At 67.3% G+C, this 15,308-nt stretch carries 16 protein-coding genes; 6 read left to right on the forward strand and 10 right to left on the reverse strand.

What is annotated here, in order from left to right; all coding sequences use genetic code 11:
* The first annotated feature begins 199 nt into the window (after window positions 1-199).
* Both AAN986_RS16700 and AAN986_RS16705 read left to right on the forward strand, forming a co-directional pair.
* Complete coding sequence (locus AAN986_RS16700) at window positions 200-2,149, forward strand: TonB-dependent receptor (protein WP_241150314.1); 1,950 nt, start codon at window positions 200-202, stop codon at window positions 2,147-2,149.
* A gap of 19 nt (window positions 2,150-2,168) precedes the next feature.
* Complete coding sequence (locus AAN986_RS16705; protein WP_047217303.1) at window positions 2,169-3,479, forward strand: NtaA/DmoA family FMN-dependent monooxygenase; 1,311 nt, start codon at window positions 2,169-2,171, stop codon at window positions 3,477-3,479.
* A gap of 27 nt (window positions 3,480-3,506) precedes the next feature.
* Here the strand turns inward: AAN986_RS16705 and AAN986_RS16710 are convergent, their stop codons facing one another.
* The 9 genes from AAN986_RS16710 to AAN986_RS16750 all read right to left on the reverse strand — a co-directional run bounded on the left by AAN986_RS16710 (window position 3,507) and on the right by AAN986_RS16750 (window position 11,491).
* Window positions 3,507-4,202 carry a response regulator gene (locus tag AAN986_RS16710; protein WP_012204984.1) on the reverse strand — a complete coding sequence of 232 codons (696 nt, stop codon included), beginning with the start codon at window positions 4,200-4,202 and terminating at the stop codon, window positions 3,507-3,509.
* Window positions 4,199-5,842 carry an ATP-binding protein gene (locus AAN986_RS16715; protein WP_047217302.1) on the reverse strand — a complete coding sequence of 548 codons (1,644 nt, stop codon included), beginning with the start codon at window positions 5,840-5,842 and terminating at the stop codon, window positions 4,199-4,201. The genes AAN986_RS16710 and AAN986_RS16715 overlap by 4 nt, the downstream gene beginning before the upstream one ends.
* A gap of 12 nt (window positions 5,843-5,854) precedes the next feature.
* Window positions 5,855-6,769: an intradiol ring-cleavage dioxygenase gene (locus AAN986_RS16720; protein ID WP_047217301.1), complete on the reverse strand. Its 915-nt coding sequence runs from the start codon at window positions 6,767-6,769 to the stop codon at window positions 5,855-5,857.
* Between the two features lie 83 nt (window positions 6,770-6,852).
* The gene (locus AAN986_RS16725) at window positions 6,853-7,152 is read right to left on the reverse strand and encodes a hypothetical protein (RefSeq protein WP_016453656.1); all 300 of its coding nucleotides are present in this window, start codon (window positions 7,150-7,152) and stop codon (window positions 6,853-6,855) included.
* Between the two features lie 227 nt (window positions 7,153-7,379).
* Window positions 7,380-7,790 carry a hypothetical protein gene (locus AAN986_RS16730; protein WP_043791292.1) on the reverse strand — a complete coding sequence of 137 codons (411 nt, stop codon included), beginning with the start codon at window positions 7,788-7,790 and terminating at the stop codon, window positions 7,380-7,382.
* Window positions 7,787-8,074, reverse strand: a complete 288-nt coding sequence (locus tag AAN986_RS16735; RefSeq protein ID WP_016453658.1) for a hypothetical protein — start codon at window positions 8,072-8,074, stop codon at window positions 7,787-7,789. Before AAN986_RS16735 ends, AAN986_RS16730 begins: the two co-directional genes overlap by 4 nt.
* A gap of 227 nt (window positions 8,075-8,301) precedes the next feature.
* Window positions 8,302-9,285, reverse strand: a complete 984-nt coding sequence (locus AAN986_RS16740) for a tripartite tricarboxylate transporter substrate binding protein (RefSeq protein WP_349335404.1) — start codon at window positions 9,283-9,285, stop codon at window positions 8,302-8,304.
* Between the two features lie 77 nt (window positions 9,286-9,362).
* Window positions 9,363-10,508 carry a CaiB/BaiF CoA-transferase family protein gene (locus tag AAN986_RS16745; protein ID WP_349335405.1) on the reverse strand — a complete coding sequence of 382 codons (1,146 nt, stop codon included), beginning with the start codon at window positions 10,506-10,508 and terminating at the stop codon, window positions 9,363-9,365.
* Between the two features lie 29 nt (window positions 10,509-10,537).
* Window positions 10,538-11,491 (reverse strand): hydroxymethylglutaryl-CoA lyase, encoded by a 954-nt coding sequence (locus tag AAN986_RS16750; protein ID WP_349335406.1) that lies wholly within the window; start codon window positions 11,489-11,491, stop codon window positions 10,538-10,540.
* Between the two features lie 114 nt (window positions 11,492-11,605).
* Here AAN986_RS16750 and AAN986_RS16755 point away from each other — a divergent pair, with 114 nt between their 5' ends.
* The 4 genes from AAN986_RS16755 to AAN986_RS16770 all read left to right on the forward strand — a co-directional run bounded on the left by AAN986_RS16755 (window position 11,606) and on the right by AAN986_RS16770 (window position 14,444).
* Window positions 11,606-12,529 (forward strand): LysR family transcriptional regulator, encoded by a 924-nt coding sequence (locus AAN986_RS16755; RefSeq protein ID WP_013802887.1) that lies wholly within the window; start codon window positions 11,606-11,608, stop codon window positions 12,527-12,529.
* Between the two features lie 78 nt (window positions 12,530-12,607).
* The gene (locus tag AAN986_RS16760; RefSeq protein ID WP_191625505.1) at window positions 12,608-13,252 is read left to right on the forward strand and encodes a cytochrome b/b6 domain-containing protein; all 645 of its coding nucleotides are present in this window, start codon (window positions 12,608-12,610) and stop codon (window positions 13,250-13,252) included.
* Window positions 13,249-14,040 carry a molybdopterin-dependent oxidoreductase gene (locus tag AAN986_RS16765; protein WP_016448118.1) on the forward strand — a complete coding sequence of 264 codons (792 nt, stop codon included), beginning with the start codon at window positions 13,249-13,251 and terminating at the stop codon, window positions 14,038-14,040. Before AAN986_RS16760 ends, AAN986_RS16765 begins: the two co-directional genes overlap by 4 nt.
* 104 nt (window positions 14,041-14,144) lie before the next feature.
* Window positions 14,145-14,444, forward strand: a complete 300-nt coding sequence (locus AAN986_RS16770) for a pentapeptide MXKDX repeat protein (protein ID WP_016448119.1) — start codon at window positions 14,145-14,147, stop codon at window positions 14,442-14,444.
* Window positions 14,445-14,585: 141 nt separating this feature from the next.
* Here the strand turns inward: AAN986_RS16770 and infA are convergent, their stop codons facing one another.
* Window positions 14,586-14,852: a translation initiation factor IF-1 gene (infA, locus tag AAN986_RS16775; RefSeq protein WP_016448120.1), complete on the reverse strand. Its 267-nt coding sequence runs from the start codon at window positions 14,850-14,852 to the stop codon at window positions 14,586-14,588.
* Window positions 14,853-15,308 lie beyond the last annotated feature (456 nt).

Raw genomic sequence — 15,308 nt, forward strand, 5'->3', positions numbered from 1 at the left:
GGAATTTCAATGCATGATGGCGACCTTTGAAAAATACGAATCATTCTCATCAAAGGAAGATGCTGTGAAGCTGTGTTTCCATCGCAGGCTCCCGTCCCGGGCGGGCGCCATCGCACTCTCTACCCTGATGGCGCCGGCCGGCGCCTTCGCTCAGGGCACATCGGGTTCCGGGGGGGAATCCAACGCGCTTGAAGCGGTCGTGGTCAGCGGAGAAAAGGTCAGGCGCGAACTCAAGGACACGGCCTCCTCCGTGTCGGTCAAGGCCGGCAAGGACCTGGCCCGGCAGGAGTCCGGCAATGCCTCGGTCCACGAGGTGCTGCACGACGTGCCCAACGTGGTCTACACCGACACGGTGGGCGCGCCCATCATCCGCGGGCAGGACACGCAGGGCCCCAACAACGGCCAGAACGTCTTCTGGGGCGGCACGGTGCCGCGCGCCACCATCAACCTGGACGGGCACTACCTCAACTACAACCAGATGTTCTTCGGCGCGACCTCGGTCTGGGATGTGGAGAGCATCGAGGTGTTCCGCGGCCCGCAGACCACCTCGCAGGGTGCCAATGCCATTGCGGGCGCCATCGTCGTGAACACCAAGGACCCCAGCTTCAAGCGCGAAGGGGCCTACCAGCTGGAGGCGGGCGACTACCACTCGCGGCGAGCGTCCATCGCCGTCTCCGGCCCCGTGGGCGAGGAGCTGGCCGCGCGACTGGCCGTGGACTACTCTGGGCGCGATACCTTCATCGACTACACCAATCCGCAGTTCCAGCGGGGCCAGGCCGATCAGGATTTCCGCGCGCTGAACGCACGCATGAAGTTCCTGTGGCTGCCCAGCAGCGTTCCGGGCCTGGAGGCCAAGTTCACCTATTCCCACAACGACAGCAACCGCCCCAGCCAGGAGGCGGCGTCCGCTCCGTTCACCGCGCTGGAGCACTGGACGACGACCATGCCCAGCTGGAAGCAGAAGACCGACACCGGCATCCTCGACCTCAGCTACGAGCTGGGCAACGGCGTGCGGCTGGTCAACCAGTCCCAGTATTCGCGCTCGTCCGTGCAGCGCTACACGGGCATTCCCGGCGAGGGCGATGCCGATATCCGCCAGAACAATGTCTCCAATGAGTTCCGCGCCCTGGTGGGCAGCGACAAGGACCGCCTGAGCGGCTTCGGCGGCGTCTACTACGCGCGCACCGGCACGGACGAAAGCCTGCTGCTGCGCGGCCTGTCCGCCTTCGACGACACGAAGAAGAACCTGGGCGTCTTCGGCGAGCTGAACTGGCGCCTGGCCGACCGCTGGACCCTGACCAGCGGCCTGCGCTACCAGCAGGACGAGGTGGTGCGCACCGGCACTTCGGTGCTGGCACCCACCGCCCTCGACTACACGAAAACCTTCTCGGCACTGCTGCCCAAGCTGTCCCTGGCCTATGCCGCCACACCGCGCTGGACCGTGGGCGCGCTGGTCAGCCGGGGCTACAACCCGGGCGGTGTGTCGCTGAACCTCACCAGCCGGCAATGGGCGTATTTCAAGAAGGAGTCGATCTGGAACTACGAGCTGTTCAGCCGTGCCAGCCTGCTCGATGACCGGCTGATGCTCAACACCAACCTGTTCTACATGGACATGCGGGATGCGCAGTACAACATCCCCGTGGTCATCTCCCCGGGCGTGGCCCAGTCCTACACCATCAACGCGGAGAAGGCCCATGCCTACGGCTTCGAGCTGGGCGCCGACTACCGCGCGCTGGACAACCTGCGGATCAAGGCCGGCGTGGGCGTGCTGCGCACCCGCATCGAGGAGATGGGCAGCAACCCCGGCTACGAGCACAACCGCTTCGCCCGCTCGCCCGGCTACAACCTGAGCCTGGGCGTGAGCTGGGACGCCAGCCCCCGGTTCAATGTCTCCGGCCAGGTGCGCCACCTGGACGGCTACTACTCCGATACCGCCAACACGCGCGCCTATGCGGTCGGCTCCAACACCATCGCCGACCTGCGCATGACCTATGCCTACAGCGCGCGCGTGCAGCTGTGCGGCTATATCAAGAACGTGTTCGACAGGCGCGCACCGACGTACCTGCAGCAAAACCGCGGCATCGGCGGCATCGAGGCCAGCATGACCGCGCCGCGCATGATCGGCGTGGGCGTGCGCGGAACGTTCTGAGATGGGAATGACAGCAGACATGACACCCCGCAAACCCCTGCACATCGGCCTTTCGCTGGCCCCCACCTGGCTGAGCGGCGACGCCTGGCGGCGGCCCGGCAGCAATATCGAAGGGCTGTACTCCAGCGACTTCGCCCTGGACCTGGCCCGGCGCGCCGAGGCCGCGCACCTGGACTTCGTCTTCCGCCCGGACGTGAGCTTTCTGCCCATGGAGGCGCTGGAGACGGGCGCGGGCTTCGCCAGCCTGGACCCCACGGTGCTGATGGCCGCGCTGGCGCGCGAGACCTCGCGCATCGGCCTGGTGTCCACGGTATCGACCACGTTTTTCCCGCCCTATGCGGTGGCGCGCCAGCTGCAGTCGCTGCACTGGATCAGCAACGGCCGCGCCGGATGGAACATCGTCACGGCCCTGCAGGGCCACGAGAACTTCGGGCTGCAGGCCATGCCCGATGCCGATGAACGCTATGCGCGGGCCGCAGAGTTCACCGACGTGGTGCGCCGGCTGTGGGCCAGCTTCCCCAACGAGGCCTTGAAGATCGACCGGCACAGCGGCCGCTACGCCGACGCCTCGCTGGTCCACCCCATAGACCACGAGGGACCGCACCTGAAGGTGCGCGGCCCGCTGAACCTGCCGGAGTTCGGCGGCCCGCGCATTCCGCTGGTGCAGGCGGGAGCATCCAGCACCGGGCGCGACTTTGCAGCATCGGTGGCAGACATCGTCTTCGCGCCCACGCCGGACCTGGACGCGGCGCTGGAGCTGCGCCGGGACCTGTCTCGGCGCGCACAGCGCCATGGCCGCCAGGCGCGGGATGTGCGCCTGCTGCCCGGCCTGAGCCTGTACCTGGCCGACACCCGCGAGCAGGCCCGGGAGATGTTCCAGCAGACGCACGGCCGGATGGACAGGGGCCGCAAGCTGGCATCAATCAAGGCCATGGTCGGCCTGGACCTGACGGACTGGCCCGCAGACCGGCCGATCACCGCAGCCGACCTTCCGCCGCCCGTTGCAACCCCGTCCAGCCGCACGCATGCGGGCCTGCTCAGGCGCCTGATGGAACGCGAGTCATTGCGCATCGACGAGCTGCTGCAGCGGCCGGAAATCCTCTCCGCCGCGCACTGGCAGGTGGTCGGCACGGTGGACGATGCCGTGGCGCAGATCACCGAGTGGAGCGCCGCCGGCGCCATCGACGGCTTTCTGGCCGCGCCCGGCGGCTCCGTCGAGTCCCTGCATTGCGTGCTGGAGCAACTGGTGCCGCGCCTGGTGGAGGCCGGCCTGTTCCGCTCCCGCTACACGGGCACCACGTTCATGGAGCACCTCGACGAGTCGAGGTAGGGGCTGCTCCCTGCCCTCGCCGGGCCTTCACTGCGCCCGCGTGTCGGAACCGCCATCGGGCTCGAACGCAAAGCCCACGCCATAGACGGAGCGAATCCACTCATGGCGGTCGTCCGCCGCCTTGAGTTTCTTGCGCAGGTTCTTGATGTGGCTGTCGATGGCGCGCTCGTTCACGTCCAGCGTGTCTGCGCAGGCCAGCTCCAGCAGCTGTGCGCGCGAGTACAGGCGGCCGGGCTGGCGCATCAGGGCCTGCAGCAAGGTCAGCTCCCGCTTGGTCAGCGGCAGCACGCTGCCGTTGAGCATGGCGCGGCCCTGCTCGGGCAGCAGCGTCAGGCGTTGCTGAGCGGGGCCGGGGCCGGCACTGCGGCGCAGCACGGCCTTGACGCGGGCCACGACTTCGCGCGGGGCGAAGGGTTTGCAGATGTAGTCGTCGGCACCGAGCTCCAGGCCCAGCAGGCGGTCCATTTCCTCGACACGCGCGGTGAGCAGGATGACGGGGCTGGCGCTGTGGGGGCGGAACTGGCGCAGGATGTCCAGGCCGTCCAGCCCCGGCAGCATGATGTCCAGCACGGTGAGGTCGGGCGGGGAGCGCAGCATGCGGTCCAGCGCCTCGCGCCCGTGGCGGATGTGCTCGACTTCGTAGCCTGCATGGCGCAGGTAGTCGATGACGATGGCGGCCATGTCGGTTTCGTCTTCGACCAGGAGGATGCGGGCAGGCTTCATGGCGCGGGATTTTCCAGCAAGGGCAGCCACAGCGTGATGCGCAGGCCGCCCAGCGGCGAGGCAGCGGCCTCGATGCTGCCGCCATGGGCCTGGACGATGGTGCGGCAGATGGCCAGCCCCAGGCCGGAGCCGCCCAGGCCGTCGCCGTCGCGCACGCGGGAGGCGTCCACGCGATAGAGGCGGTCGAACAGGCGCGGCAGGTGCTGGCTGGCCACGCCGGGAGCCGTGTCGTCCCAGCACAGCTGCAGCATGCTGCGGCCCTGCAACTGGACGATTTCGGCAGACACCTGCAGCCGCCCGCCCGCAGCCGTGTAGCGCAGGCTGTTTTCCAGCAGGTTGGCAAACACCTGGTGCAGCCGGTGCGGGTCGCCCTGCACCAGCGGCGGCGGAACGCGCGCGGCCAGCTGGTCCACGGTGGAGCGGTCCAGGCCGATGCCGACTTGCTCGAAGCCGGGCCGCGCGCCGTCCAGCGCCTCGCCCAGCAGGGTCAGCACATGCACGGGCACATGGCCCGAGCCGTGCAGGGCCTGCGGGTCGTCCAGGCTCACGCGCAGGTCGCTGACCAGCCGTATCAGCCGCATGATCTGCCGGTGCAGGCGCAGCGCCATGCGGTCGTCCATGGGCAGCACGCCGTCCTGCACGGCCTCGACCTCGGCGCGCATGGTGGACAGCGGTGTGCGCAGCTCATGCGCCACGTCGGCCAGCCAGCGCTGGCGCGAGGCCTCCATGGTGGCCAGTTGCACGGCCATGTCGTTGAAGGTTTCCGCGAGGCGGGCCAGTTCCGCATCGCCCCTGATGGCCACGCGCGTGTCCAGCCGCCCGGCCGCAATGCCGCGCAGGCCGTCGACAAAGGCGGTCAGCGGCTCCAGCCAGCGCCGCGTGAGCCAGGCCGACAGCAGCAGCGCCAGCAGCAGGCCGGCCAGCCCGGTCCAGGCCACAAAACCCATCTGCTGCGCGAGGAAGGCACGGTCCAGGTCGCGCTGCATGCCCTGCCCGGTCTGCACGGGGGACAGCACGATCTCGCCAATGGCCTGCCCGTTGGCGGCGCGCAGAACGCGGTGCGCCGCACCGGGCTGCGGCGCCATGCCGGAGATGAGCTGGCCCTGGGCATCCAGCAGGCCCACGCGCGCCCACGGGCCGCCGAAGGGGCGGTCCGGCGGCGGGCCGGGGCGGTCTGTACGGTCTGTACGGTCGGAGCGATCTGATCGATCTGAGCGATCGGCACGCTCTCCGCCTTCCGGCCCAGGTGGCGGCGGAAACTCCGGGCCAGGCCCCGGACCGTGGCTTCCCTCAAAACCAGGCCTCGGCTCCGGCATGGGCATGGGCATGGGGGGCCGTGGCCCGGGCTCGCCCGCAGGAAAGCCCCGGCCCATGCCTGCGCCCGGGCGCACCATGTCGCGCCAGAAACCGGGGTTGGCGCGCGCCGCATCCCAGCCGCCGTTTTGCTCGTGGTGCTGCACCAGCCGCTCGGCCAGCCCGTCCATGCCGGTCAGCTCCACCTCGGCCATGTACGGGCCCAGGCCCCGTTGCAGGCCCAGGCGCGAGAACCCGAGAAACACCAGCAGCAGGGCCACCAGCAGCACGGCCAGGGCGAAGAAGGCCTTGTGCTGCAGCTTCAGGCGCGGGAGGCGGAGGCTCATTCAGTTGCTGCGTCAGACGGCAATGCCGATGGATATCGTGGCGGTGTGGCCATTGGTGGTGTCTCCGGTGAAGGTGGGCGTCTGCCAGGCGATCTGCTCGCTGGTGTTGTCGCCGAAGACATTGTCCGATGTCACGCTGACCCGCGACAGGTTGGAGACGCTGGCGCTGTAGCCGCTGACACCGGCATAGACGGCGCTGGCCACGTCCTTGGGCATGGCCATCTGCGAGGTCAGCAGCTTGTTGGTGTAGCTGCCGGCCGTGTTGAGGCTGCGGAACACCTCGAAGTGCATGTGCGGCCAACGCCCGTCATAGCAGCCCGGGAAGATGGTCACAAAGGTGCATTCGCCATTGCTGTCCGTCGCCTGCACGCCGCGCAGGAAGTTCTGGTTGAGCAGGTCGGTGGAGTACAGCGAATACTCGCCCTCGCGGGTGCAATGCCACAGGTAGATGGCATAGCCTTCCAGCGGGCTGCAGTTGGTGCCGACGTTGACCAGGGTGATCTTGAGCGTCAGCGGCAGGCCCGCAGCCGTGCCGCTCATGCCGCCAAAGCTGCTGCGCAGGTCGCTGCGCACCACGCCGCTTTGCGACAGCACGTTGACCAGGCTGCCGCGCGAGCCGTTGGAGCCGTCGGCGGGGTAAGGGCCTTCGGTTTCCGTGGGATCGACCATGCAGGTGCCGGTCGTGGTTCCAGTACCTGTGCCCGTACCCGTGTCTGTGCCCGTTCCTGTTCCTGTTCCGGTTCCGGTGCCCGTACCGGTTCCTGTCGAATCACTGGAATCACCACCGCCGCCACAGGCGGACAGAAGCGCCACGGCGCCGCCAGAGGCCATCAGGCCCAGCATGCGGCGCCGGTCGAACAGGCGGCGCGCCATGACTTGCAGATCGTGCTGAAGGCCCAGGTCGTGGGCATCTTGAGAGTGGTTCATGGGGATGGCTTTTTCATGAGGGCCTGTGCGCAGGCCCGTGGGGTTGCAGACAGCCCGGCGGCGTGGCCCGCCGGGCCACGCGATCACTGCTGCGGATGGGGCGGCGGCCCACCTGCGCCGGGCCCTCCAGCCGGCATGGCCACCAGCTGCCCGTTCAGGCTGCGGCAGGTGCCGGCCAGCGTCTTGCCATCGGGCATGGTCAGCGTCACGCTGTCGCCCTCGGCCTTGCCCTGGCAGGCCGTATAGGCCTCGGGCGGCGGCGACGGCGGATTGCCGTGCCCCCCGTGGCCCTGCGCATGGCTGCAGGCCGCCGCGAAGGCCGCCAGCGCCAGCACCAGTGCCGGGCGAATGCGTGAAGCGTTGGTTTGCGAGAAATCAATCATGGTCTTTTCCTGGAGTTGCACAGGAATTCTTGCGACCAATCTGGGGGGAAATTGGGAGAAGTGGACGTGGGTTCTGCAACATCGTCTGATGGCTGCACCCGGCTTACATTGCCTGCGGACAAGGCGTACGTGAACTCCTTGCCGTTGTCCACCATCAGCTTGTTGATTCCCATCGGGCAAGGCACCTGCGACACAGGACAGGCCCGGCGGCCGTGGCAGGACCCTGCTTATTTGGACACTGCCTGATAAGCGGCCTGCACCGCGCGCACAAGGGAAGGATGCAGGACTCCCAACTTGGGCGTCTGTCCATGGGGAGCTGCAGGCGGCACTGCAAACCACTCTGCCGTATACGGCAGATCCAGGGCCTGCTTGAGATTGAATTTCGTGTCATAGCTCAACCCGGCAGCCGCATAGGCCACGGGATTGCGCTCGCGCAGGATGGCGAACTCGCCCTTGTACAGCGTGGTAGTGCGCTGGCTGGTGCCGTAGGCGACTCGTACCGTGAACTGCGGAGCATCGTCATCGAAGACCACCAGGATCAGCGCGGGCCGAGGCTTGGGCCCGGGAATGATGTCTTGCGGGAAATAGCACCAGACGATGTCGCCCGCCGTGGGCTCATCCCACCAAGGTGCGGTCACAGCGTCTCCAAGTCGAACAAGCTCGACTTCACCGAGCGTTGCTCACCTTGCGGCACTTTTTTCTTGATTTGCCTGACCTGGGCTGCCGTCAAGGGGCCGTCATCCGCCTCGTACTGCGGCAGCATGCGTACGGCAAGCTCATGCAGCGCACGGTGTATCGCCTGCGTTTCATCAACACCAAGATGCTCGGCCAGGCGCTTGGCGGTTTCTCGCGTGACGCCGGTGGCGCTGTCCACTGCGCGGTAGCGGAAGGCAATCTGGTTGGCGTTTGTGCGGGTCGGCATACTCAACTCCTTTGGATATATCAAAGATATCCACCCTGCCAGTACATGTCAACGATGCCCATGAATCGACCATGCCTCGGGCATGTCGGCAAAGCGGTACCACCCGGACCTTTTCACACCCATCTGAAGACTGCCTGCGCGGCCGTGGGGCCTTGCGCGCAAGGCAGCAGCGCGTTCAGAAACTTCGCCCGCAGGGATACAGCCGACCAGACCAGGGCCATCCGGACTTACTCCAACACGACATTGGCCTTCTTGACCAGGCGCGCAAAGCGTTCCTGCTCGGAGCGCAGGAACTGGGCTGCCGCCTCGGGGCTGTTGAGCACGGTGTATTCGTCGCGCCGTGCAAAGCCGGCCTTGACCTCGGGGTCGGCAAAGGCGGTGGCGATGCCGTCGTGCAGGCGGCGCACCTGGGCGGGCGGCATGCCCTTGGGGCCGATGGCGGCCACCCAGCCGGCGATGTCCACGCCGGGAAAGCCCTGTTCGGCCACGGTGGGCACATCGGGCAGCGACGCCACGCGCTCGCGACCCATGATGCCGATGGCACGCAGCGCGCCGGATTTGAGGTGCGCCTGCGCCGTGCCCACGGCGATCACGCCGAAGTCCACCTGCCCGCTGAGCAGGTCCACCACCATCTGGCCCACGCCCTTGTAGGGAATGTGGCGCGCCGTGGTGCCGGCCGCGTCCAGAAAGACTTCGGCCGCGAGGTGGAAGATGGTGCCGTTGCCGGACGAGGCGTAGTTGAGGTCGCCGGGCCGCGCCTTCATGAGCGCCTGCAGTTCGCGCGCATTGCGCGCCGCCACCTTGGGGTGGACGACCAGCACGAAGGGAGAGCCGCCGACGATGGACAGCGGCGTGATGTCGGCCAGGCTGTCGTAGGGCAGCTTCTTGAAGACGCTGGGGTTGACGGCGTGGTTGTTGGAGATGAAGGCGATGGTGTTGCCATCGGCCGGCGCCTTGACCAGCATCTGCGTTCCCGTGATGCCGCCCGCGCCCGGCAGGTTCTCTATGACCACGGGCTGGCCGCCCAGCGAGCGCACCAGCGCAGTCTGGGCCGAGCGCACGATGGTGTCGGCGCCCGAGCCGGCCCCCACGGGCAGGATGACGCGCAGCGGCGTGCCATTTTGGGCGCGCACGCCCAGGGCAGCGGCCCCCAGCGATGCGCCGGCCAGGGCCAGCAGGGTGCGGCGGCGGGTGGGATGGGACGAGTGCATGGGGTTGTCTCCTTTTTGTGTTGTCTCATGCGCGCCGGGGTGGTTTTTCTGCGGCCTTCGGCGCCCGGGGATGGCTGTCAGGTCCGTGATGCAAGGGCTCCGAGGATTTCTTCGGTGTGCTCGCCAATCCCGGCCAGCGGCATGCGCACGCCGGGGCGGTGGCCGTTCATGAGCAGGGGCAGCAGCACCACGTCGGTCTGGCCGCCGTCTTCGGTCTGCATGGAAGCCAGGCCGCCGCTTTGGCGCAGGTGCGGGTCGTCCACCAGTTGCTCGGGCCGCGTGATGGGCGCGTAGGGAATGCCTGCGGCCTCCAGCTGCGGCGCGAGCCGGGCCGATTCATGGCTGGCCAGGATGGAGCCCAGCTCGGCCAGCAGTTGGGGGCGCACGGCCACACGGGCGGCGTTGTCGGCGTATTCGGGGCGCTGCAGCAGGTCGGCGCGGTCCAGCACGCGGCACAGGGTGGCGAACTGCTTGTCGCTGACGGCGCCGATGAACAGCTGCTCGCCACCGGCCAGGGTGAACACGTCGTAGACGCTCCAGGCCGATACGCGCGAGGGCATGGGCGGCGGTGCCTCGCCCGTCATCAGGTACTGCTGCATGTGCTGGGAGGACAGGAAGACGCAGTTCTCGAACAGCGCGCTTTGCACCTCCTGGCCGCGCCCGGTGCGCTCACGCTCGCGCAGGGCGGCGAGCACGCCGATGGCGCCGAACATGCCGCCCATGATGTCGTTGACGCTGGTGCCCGCGCGCAGCGGCCGGCCCACGGGGCCGGTCATGTACGACAGGCCTCCCATCATCTGCACCACCTCGTCCAGCGCCAGGCGCTTTTCGTAGGGGCCGGGCAGAAAGCCCTTGTGGCTGACGTAGATGAGACCGGGCGCGCGCTGCGACAGCGTGGTGTAGTCCAGGCCCAGGGACTGCATGAGGCCGGGGCGGAAGTTCTCCAGCACCACATCGCTGCCAGCGGCCAGCTCGGCAGCGGTGGCGCGGCCCGCTTCGGTGGTGATGTCCAGCACCACGCTTTTCTTGTTGCGGTTGAAGCTGCGGAAAAAGCCGATGCCCAGGCCGGGCAGCGTGCGCGTTTTGTCGCCGCCCGGTGGCTCGACCTTGATGACTTCGGCGCCCAGGTCGGCCAGGATCATGCCGCAGGTGGGGCCCATGACCATGTGGGTGAATTCGATGACGCGGATGCCGGACAGCGGCAGCAGGGGTTCGGTGGCCATACAGGTGTGCTCGTGGGAAGGTAAGGGGTTCATGCAGCGGCAGGGGCTGCGTCGGCTTTGACGCTGCGCGGCAAGCCCGCGCGCCACAGCGCGCCGTGCAGGCTTTCGCCGGCCAGCCAGGCGGCCACCTTGGCGCGCAGGCGCAGCAGGGCCTCGATGTCCAAGCCCGTGTCGATGTCCATGGTGTCCAGCATGAAGGCCAGGTCTTCGGTGGAGGCATTGCCGCTGGCGCCGGGCGCATGGGGGCAGCCGCCGATGCCGGCCAGCGTGGCGTCGAAGCGCGTGACGCCGGTTTGCAGTGCGGCATGCACATTGGCCAGGGCCAGGCCGCGCGTGTCGTGGAAGTGGCCGCACCAAAAGCGTTCGCCCGCAATGCGCCGCGCCTGCTCGAACAGCGATTGCACCTGGCCCGGCCCGCCATGGCCCACGGTGTCGGCCAGGCTGACGCGGTCGGCCCCCGCGTCCAGCAGGGCCTGCATGCAGCGCAGCACCTCGGCCGGCTCCACCCTGCCCTGCAGCGTGCAGCCGAAGGCCGTGCCAATGCCGCCTTCGATCAGCATCTTCGAACCTGCAGCATCGCGTGCGGCACGCATGCGGGCCACCTCGGCCACGACCTCATCGGGCGTCTTGCGCAGGTTGGCCAGGCTGTGGGCATGGCTGGCCGACAGCGGCACCAGCATCAGGTCGGCCCCGCTGGCAAGGGCGCTTTCGGCACCACGCATGTTGGGCACCAGCACGGAGACGAACAGGCCCGGCAGCGTTCGGGCATAGGCCACCAGCTCGGCCGTGTCGGCCAGTTGGGGCAGCAGGCGCGCAGGGACGAAGGAGCCGACTTCGATCTCGCGCTGGCCGGCAGCGTAGGCATCGCGTATCCATTCCTTCTTGCGCTCGGTGGACAGCACGGTCTGGATGCTTTGCAGGCCATCGCGCAGGCCGACCTCGCGGATGACGGCGGACTGCAGGGCACGGATGGGTTCTGGCATGGGAAGGTTCGCGTGGGGTGGTTTGTCTTGAATGGCACTTTAGACATTCCCACCAGCGTGCAGAAGCGATAATTTTTCGCCTCAGAGTTTCCCGAATGGAAATCCATAACCGCCATGAAAGATCTGGACCTGACCACCCTGCGGCTCTTTGTCGCGGCCTGCGACCTGGGCAACATCGCCCGCGCGGGCGAGCAGCAGCACATCGGCTCATCGGCCATCAGCAAGCGCATGGCGCTGCTGGAAGAGCAGGTGCAGGCCCCGCTGCTGGAGCGCCACCGCCGGGGCGTGGTGCCCACGGCAGCCGGGCTGATGCTGCTGGAGCATGCACGCGCCATGCTGGCCAGCGCCGACCGCGCGGCCCGCGACATGGCCGCCTATCAGCACGGCGTGAAGGGACAGGTGCGGATACTGGCCTCGGTCTCGTCGATTGCCGAGTCGCTGCCCGATGACATTGCGGCCTTTCTGCAAAAGCCCGAGCACGCGCAGATCCGCGTGGACATCGAGGAGCTGACCAGCAGCGAAATCATCCGATCCATCCGCGAAGGCCTGGCCCTGGTGGGCGTGTGCTGGAACGCGGCCGATCTGGAGGGCCTGCAGACCCTGCCCTACCGCTGCGACACCCTGGCCGTGGCCGTGCCGGCCGGCCACCCGCTGGCCTTGCGCGACAGCTGCAGCTTCAGCGAAACGCTGGATTGCGAGCATGTGGGCCTGCCCGCCTCCACGGCCGTCTACACCATGCTGGCGCGGGCGGCGGCCATCATCGGCCGGCCCATCAATTACCGCGCCGTGGTCAGCTCCTTCGACGCCACGATCCGCTGCGTGCGCGCCGGCCTGGGCGTGGCCATCATGCCCAGGGAGATCCTGGGCATGGCGGGCCCCGGTCAGGGTGTGCAGGGCGCGCAGGGTGTGCACATGGTGCCGCTCACCGATGCCTGGGCGCGGCGGCAGTTCGCCATCTGCTTCAGGGACGGCAGCCGGCTATCGCCTGCGGCGCGCACGCTGGTGGACTATCTGGCCGGGTGCGCCCAGGCGGGCTGAGCCGGCCTTGGGAGTTATCACGATTAATTGAAGTTTGCGTGATACATCCGCTACAGGGTCCCTCCAACAATGGGATCCATGAACACCGCCCTCATCACCCCCCAACCGGCACAGCCCAAGGATGGCCAGCGCATCCACCCGCTGTGGCTGCGCCTGACGCATTGGCTCAATGCGCTGGCCGTGGTCATCCTGGTGACCAGTGGCTGGCGCATCTACAACGCGGCGCCGTTCTTTGATTTCACCTTTCCGGGCTCGATCACTCTGGGCGGCTGGCTGGGCGGGGCGCTGCAATGGCATTTCGCGGCCATGTGGCTGCTGGTGTTCAACGGGCTGCTGTACCTGCTGCTCAACATCGCCAGCGGCCGGTGGCTGCGCAAGTTCTTTCCCATCACGGTGCAGGGCGTGCGGCAGGACTTGGTGTCCGCCCTCAAGGGCCGGCTCTCGCATGCCGACCCGGCCCGCTACAACCATGTGCAAAAGCTGGCCTACCTGTTCGTGGTGCTGGACCTGGTGGTGATCGTGCTGTCGGGCCTGGTGCTGTGGAAGTCGGTGCAGTTCCCGCTGCTGCGCGAGCTGCTGGGCGGCTATGAGTCCGCAAGGCGCGTGCACTTCTTCGGCATGGCTGCGCTGGTCGCCTTTGTGGTGGTGCACCTGGCAATGGTCGCCCTGGTGCCCCGGACCTTCCTGACCATGATCCACGGCCGTGCGCCCAAGACACCATGAAAATCTTCAAAGCCCCTTCCCTGCCCGGCGTCGATGGCGAGGCCGTGGTGCGCGAGGCACGCTCGCTGATCGTCCGCAAGCTCGACCAGCCCGCACGCCGCGCCTTTTTGCAGCGATCGCTCACGCTGGGCGGCCTGTCCCTGCTCACGGGCTGCAGCATCAGCGATGACAGCCACGTCGAGGCCGCGCTCAATCAGGTATCGCGCTTCAACGACCGCGTGCAGGGCCTGCTGTTCAGCCCCACGCGGCTGGCGCCCACCTATTCAGCAGCCGAGATCACGCGCCCCTTCCCCTTCAATGCCTACTACGGCGAGGACGAGGTGCGCGAGGTGGACGAGGCCAGCTGGCGCCTGGAAGTGACCGGCATGGTCGCCGATCGCCATGCCTGGAGCCTGGCCGAGCTGCGCGCCATGCCGCAGGAAGAACAGATCACGCGCCATATCTGCGTGGAGGGCTGGAGCGCCATAGGCCGCTGGGGCGGCGTGCGTTTCGCCGATTTCCTGCGCCATATAGGCGCCGACACCAGCGCCAAGTACGTCGGCTTCAAGTGCGTGGACGACTACTTCACCAGCATCGACATGGCCACGGCCCTGCATCCGCAGACGCTGATGGCATTGACCTACGACGGGCAGCCCCTGCCGCCCAAATATGGCTTCCCGATGAAGCTTCGCATGCCCACCAAGCTGGGCTACAAGAACCCGAAGCACGTCCAGGCCATGTTCGTCACCAACACCTACTCCGGCGGCTACTGGGAAGACCAGGGCTACAACTGGTTCGGAGGCAGCTGAGCGGCCTCACAAGCCGCTGTGCCGCCAACGAAGGTGCGAGGCCGGGCCATGCAAGGCCGGCCGATTGTGCAACCTGCAAACCGCTAATCCAAAGGAAGACTCAAATGACCAAGTTCACCACCACCGTGCTCGCCGCCTGCCTCGCCCTGGCCGGCGCCACCTCGGCATTCGCTGCGGATGAGATGTCCAAGGACGGCATGTCCAAGGGCGCAATGACCAAGGATTCCATGTCCAAGGATGGGATGAAGAAGGACTCCATGTCCAAGGACGGGATGAAGAAGGATTCCATGTCAAAGGATGGAATGAAGAAGGACTCCATGCACAAGGACGGCATGCACAAGGATGGCATGTCCAAGGACGCAATGAAGAAGGACTCCATGGGCAAGGACGGAATGTCCAAGTAAGCCGGGGAACTCGCCTGTCCCGGCCGATGCCGCCCGGGCGGCCGGGCTGGCGGGGCTGCCGGCCATGGGACCAGGCGCAAAGCCGGGTCCTTTCTGTGCACCCCCCATGCCCGCTCCGAGGCAAGAGCGGGCTGGCAGACCTCAGCGGCGCTGCGGTGGGCGCTGGCCCGGGGCGCCGCCGGAGCGTTGCTCAATATGACGGAACGTGAGACGGCCCTTGTTCAGGTCATAGGGCGACATCTCGAGCGTGACCTTGTCGCCGGCCAGCACGCGGATGCGGTGCTTGCGCATTTTTCCGCCGGTATAGGCGATGAGCTGGTGGCCGTTTTCCAGCGTTACGCGGAAGCGGGAATCAGGCAGCACTTCGTCTACCCGGCCTTGCATTTCGATCAGTTCTTCTTTAGCCAATGGGACTCCTGTGAGTACATGTTGAAAGGGGTGCGTCGCCGCAAGTTGCCGGTGCAGCACCATGCTGCGGCCTTGGGCCAGCGCAGGATGACCGCTGCACACAGGCAGCGGATCATCGGAAAAAAGGGAAAGAGGCCCCTGCAGGTGGCAGGGAGAGTGCGGGCCCGGGGAAGGGTGTTGGACCCGCGTGGTGCTCGCCGAAGGGAGTGACAGTTGCGGACTTCGTCACAGTGGGCGGCCAACGGCAGTCCGGGGACTGCAAGAATGTCAGACGGGCACTGAGGAGGCGAACAACAAGGACAGCACCTCCAGCAGTATAGGTCAATTGCCGGACCCGCGTTGAAGCGGCGCCGGGTACCGCACCTGTAAGGGGCGGCATTTTCCCTGCCGCGACTGGGGCAATTCGCAGTCGAACCGGAAGAAGTGCCCTCTCTTGGTGGTTGCCGCGGCATCGAA

The organism is Delftia sp. DS1230 (assembly GCF_040112715.1).
Classification (GTDB): domain Bacteria; phylum Pseudomonadota; class Gammaproteobacteria; order Burkholderiales; family Burkholderiaceae_C; genus Comamonas; species Comamonas tsuruhatensis.

Bases quoted from the DNA above. Each gene is read 5' to 3' on its own strand.
- AAN986_RS16705 (WP_047217303.1), top strand. From the start codon at position 2,169: ATGACACCCCGCAAACCCCTGCACATCGGCCTTTCGCTGGCCCCCACC.
- AAN986_RS16710 (WP_012204984.1), bottom strand. From the start codon at position 4,202: ATGAAGCCTGCCCGCATCCTCCTGGTCGAAGACGAAACCGACATGGCC.
- AAN986_RS16715 (WP_047217302.1), bottom strand. From the start codon at position 5,842: ATGAGCCTCCGCCTCCCGCGCCTGAAGCTGCAGCACAAGGCCTTCTTC.
- AAN986_RS16720 (WP_047217301.1), bottom strand. From the start codon at position 6,769: ATGAACCACTCTCAAGATGCCCACGACCTGGGCCTTCAGCACGATCTG.
- AAN986_RS16725 (WP_016453656.1), bottom strand. From the start codon at position 7,152: ATGATTGATTTCTCGCAAACCAACGCTTCACGCATTCGCCCGGCACTG.
- AAN986_RS16735 (WP_016453658.1), bottom strand. From the start codon at position 8,074: ATGCCGACCCGCACAAACGCCAACCAGATTGCCTTCCGCTACCGCGCA.
- AAN986_RS16740 (WP_349335404.1), bottom strand. From the start codon at position 9,285: ATGCACTCGTCCCATCCCACCCGCCGCCGCACCCTGCTGGCCCTGGCC.
- AAN986_RS16745 (WP_349335405.1), bottom strand. From the start codon at position 10,508: ATGGCCACCGAACCCCTGCTGCCGCTGTCCGGCATCCGCGTCATCGAA.
- AAN986_RS16750 (WP_349335406.1), bottom strand. From the start codon at position 11,491: ATGCCAGAACCCATCCGTGCCCTGCAGTCCGCCGTCATCCGCGAGGTC.
- AAN986_RS16755 (WP_013802887.1), top strand. From the start codon at position 11,606: ATGAAAGATCTGGACCTGACCACCCTGCGGCTCTTTGTCGCGGCCTGC.
- AAN986_RS16760 (WP_191625505.1), top strand. From the start codon at position 12,608: ATGAACACCGCCCTCATCACCCCCCAACCGGCACAGCCCAAGGATGGC.
- AAN986_RS16765 (WP_016448118.1), top strand. From the start codon at position 13,249: ATGAAAATCTTCAAAGCCCCTTCCCTGCCCGGCGTCGATGGCGAGGCC.
- AAN986_RS16770 (WP_016448119.1), top strand. From the start codon at position 14,145: ATGACCAAGTTCACCACCACCGTGCTCGCCGCCTGCCTCGCCCTGGCC.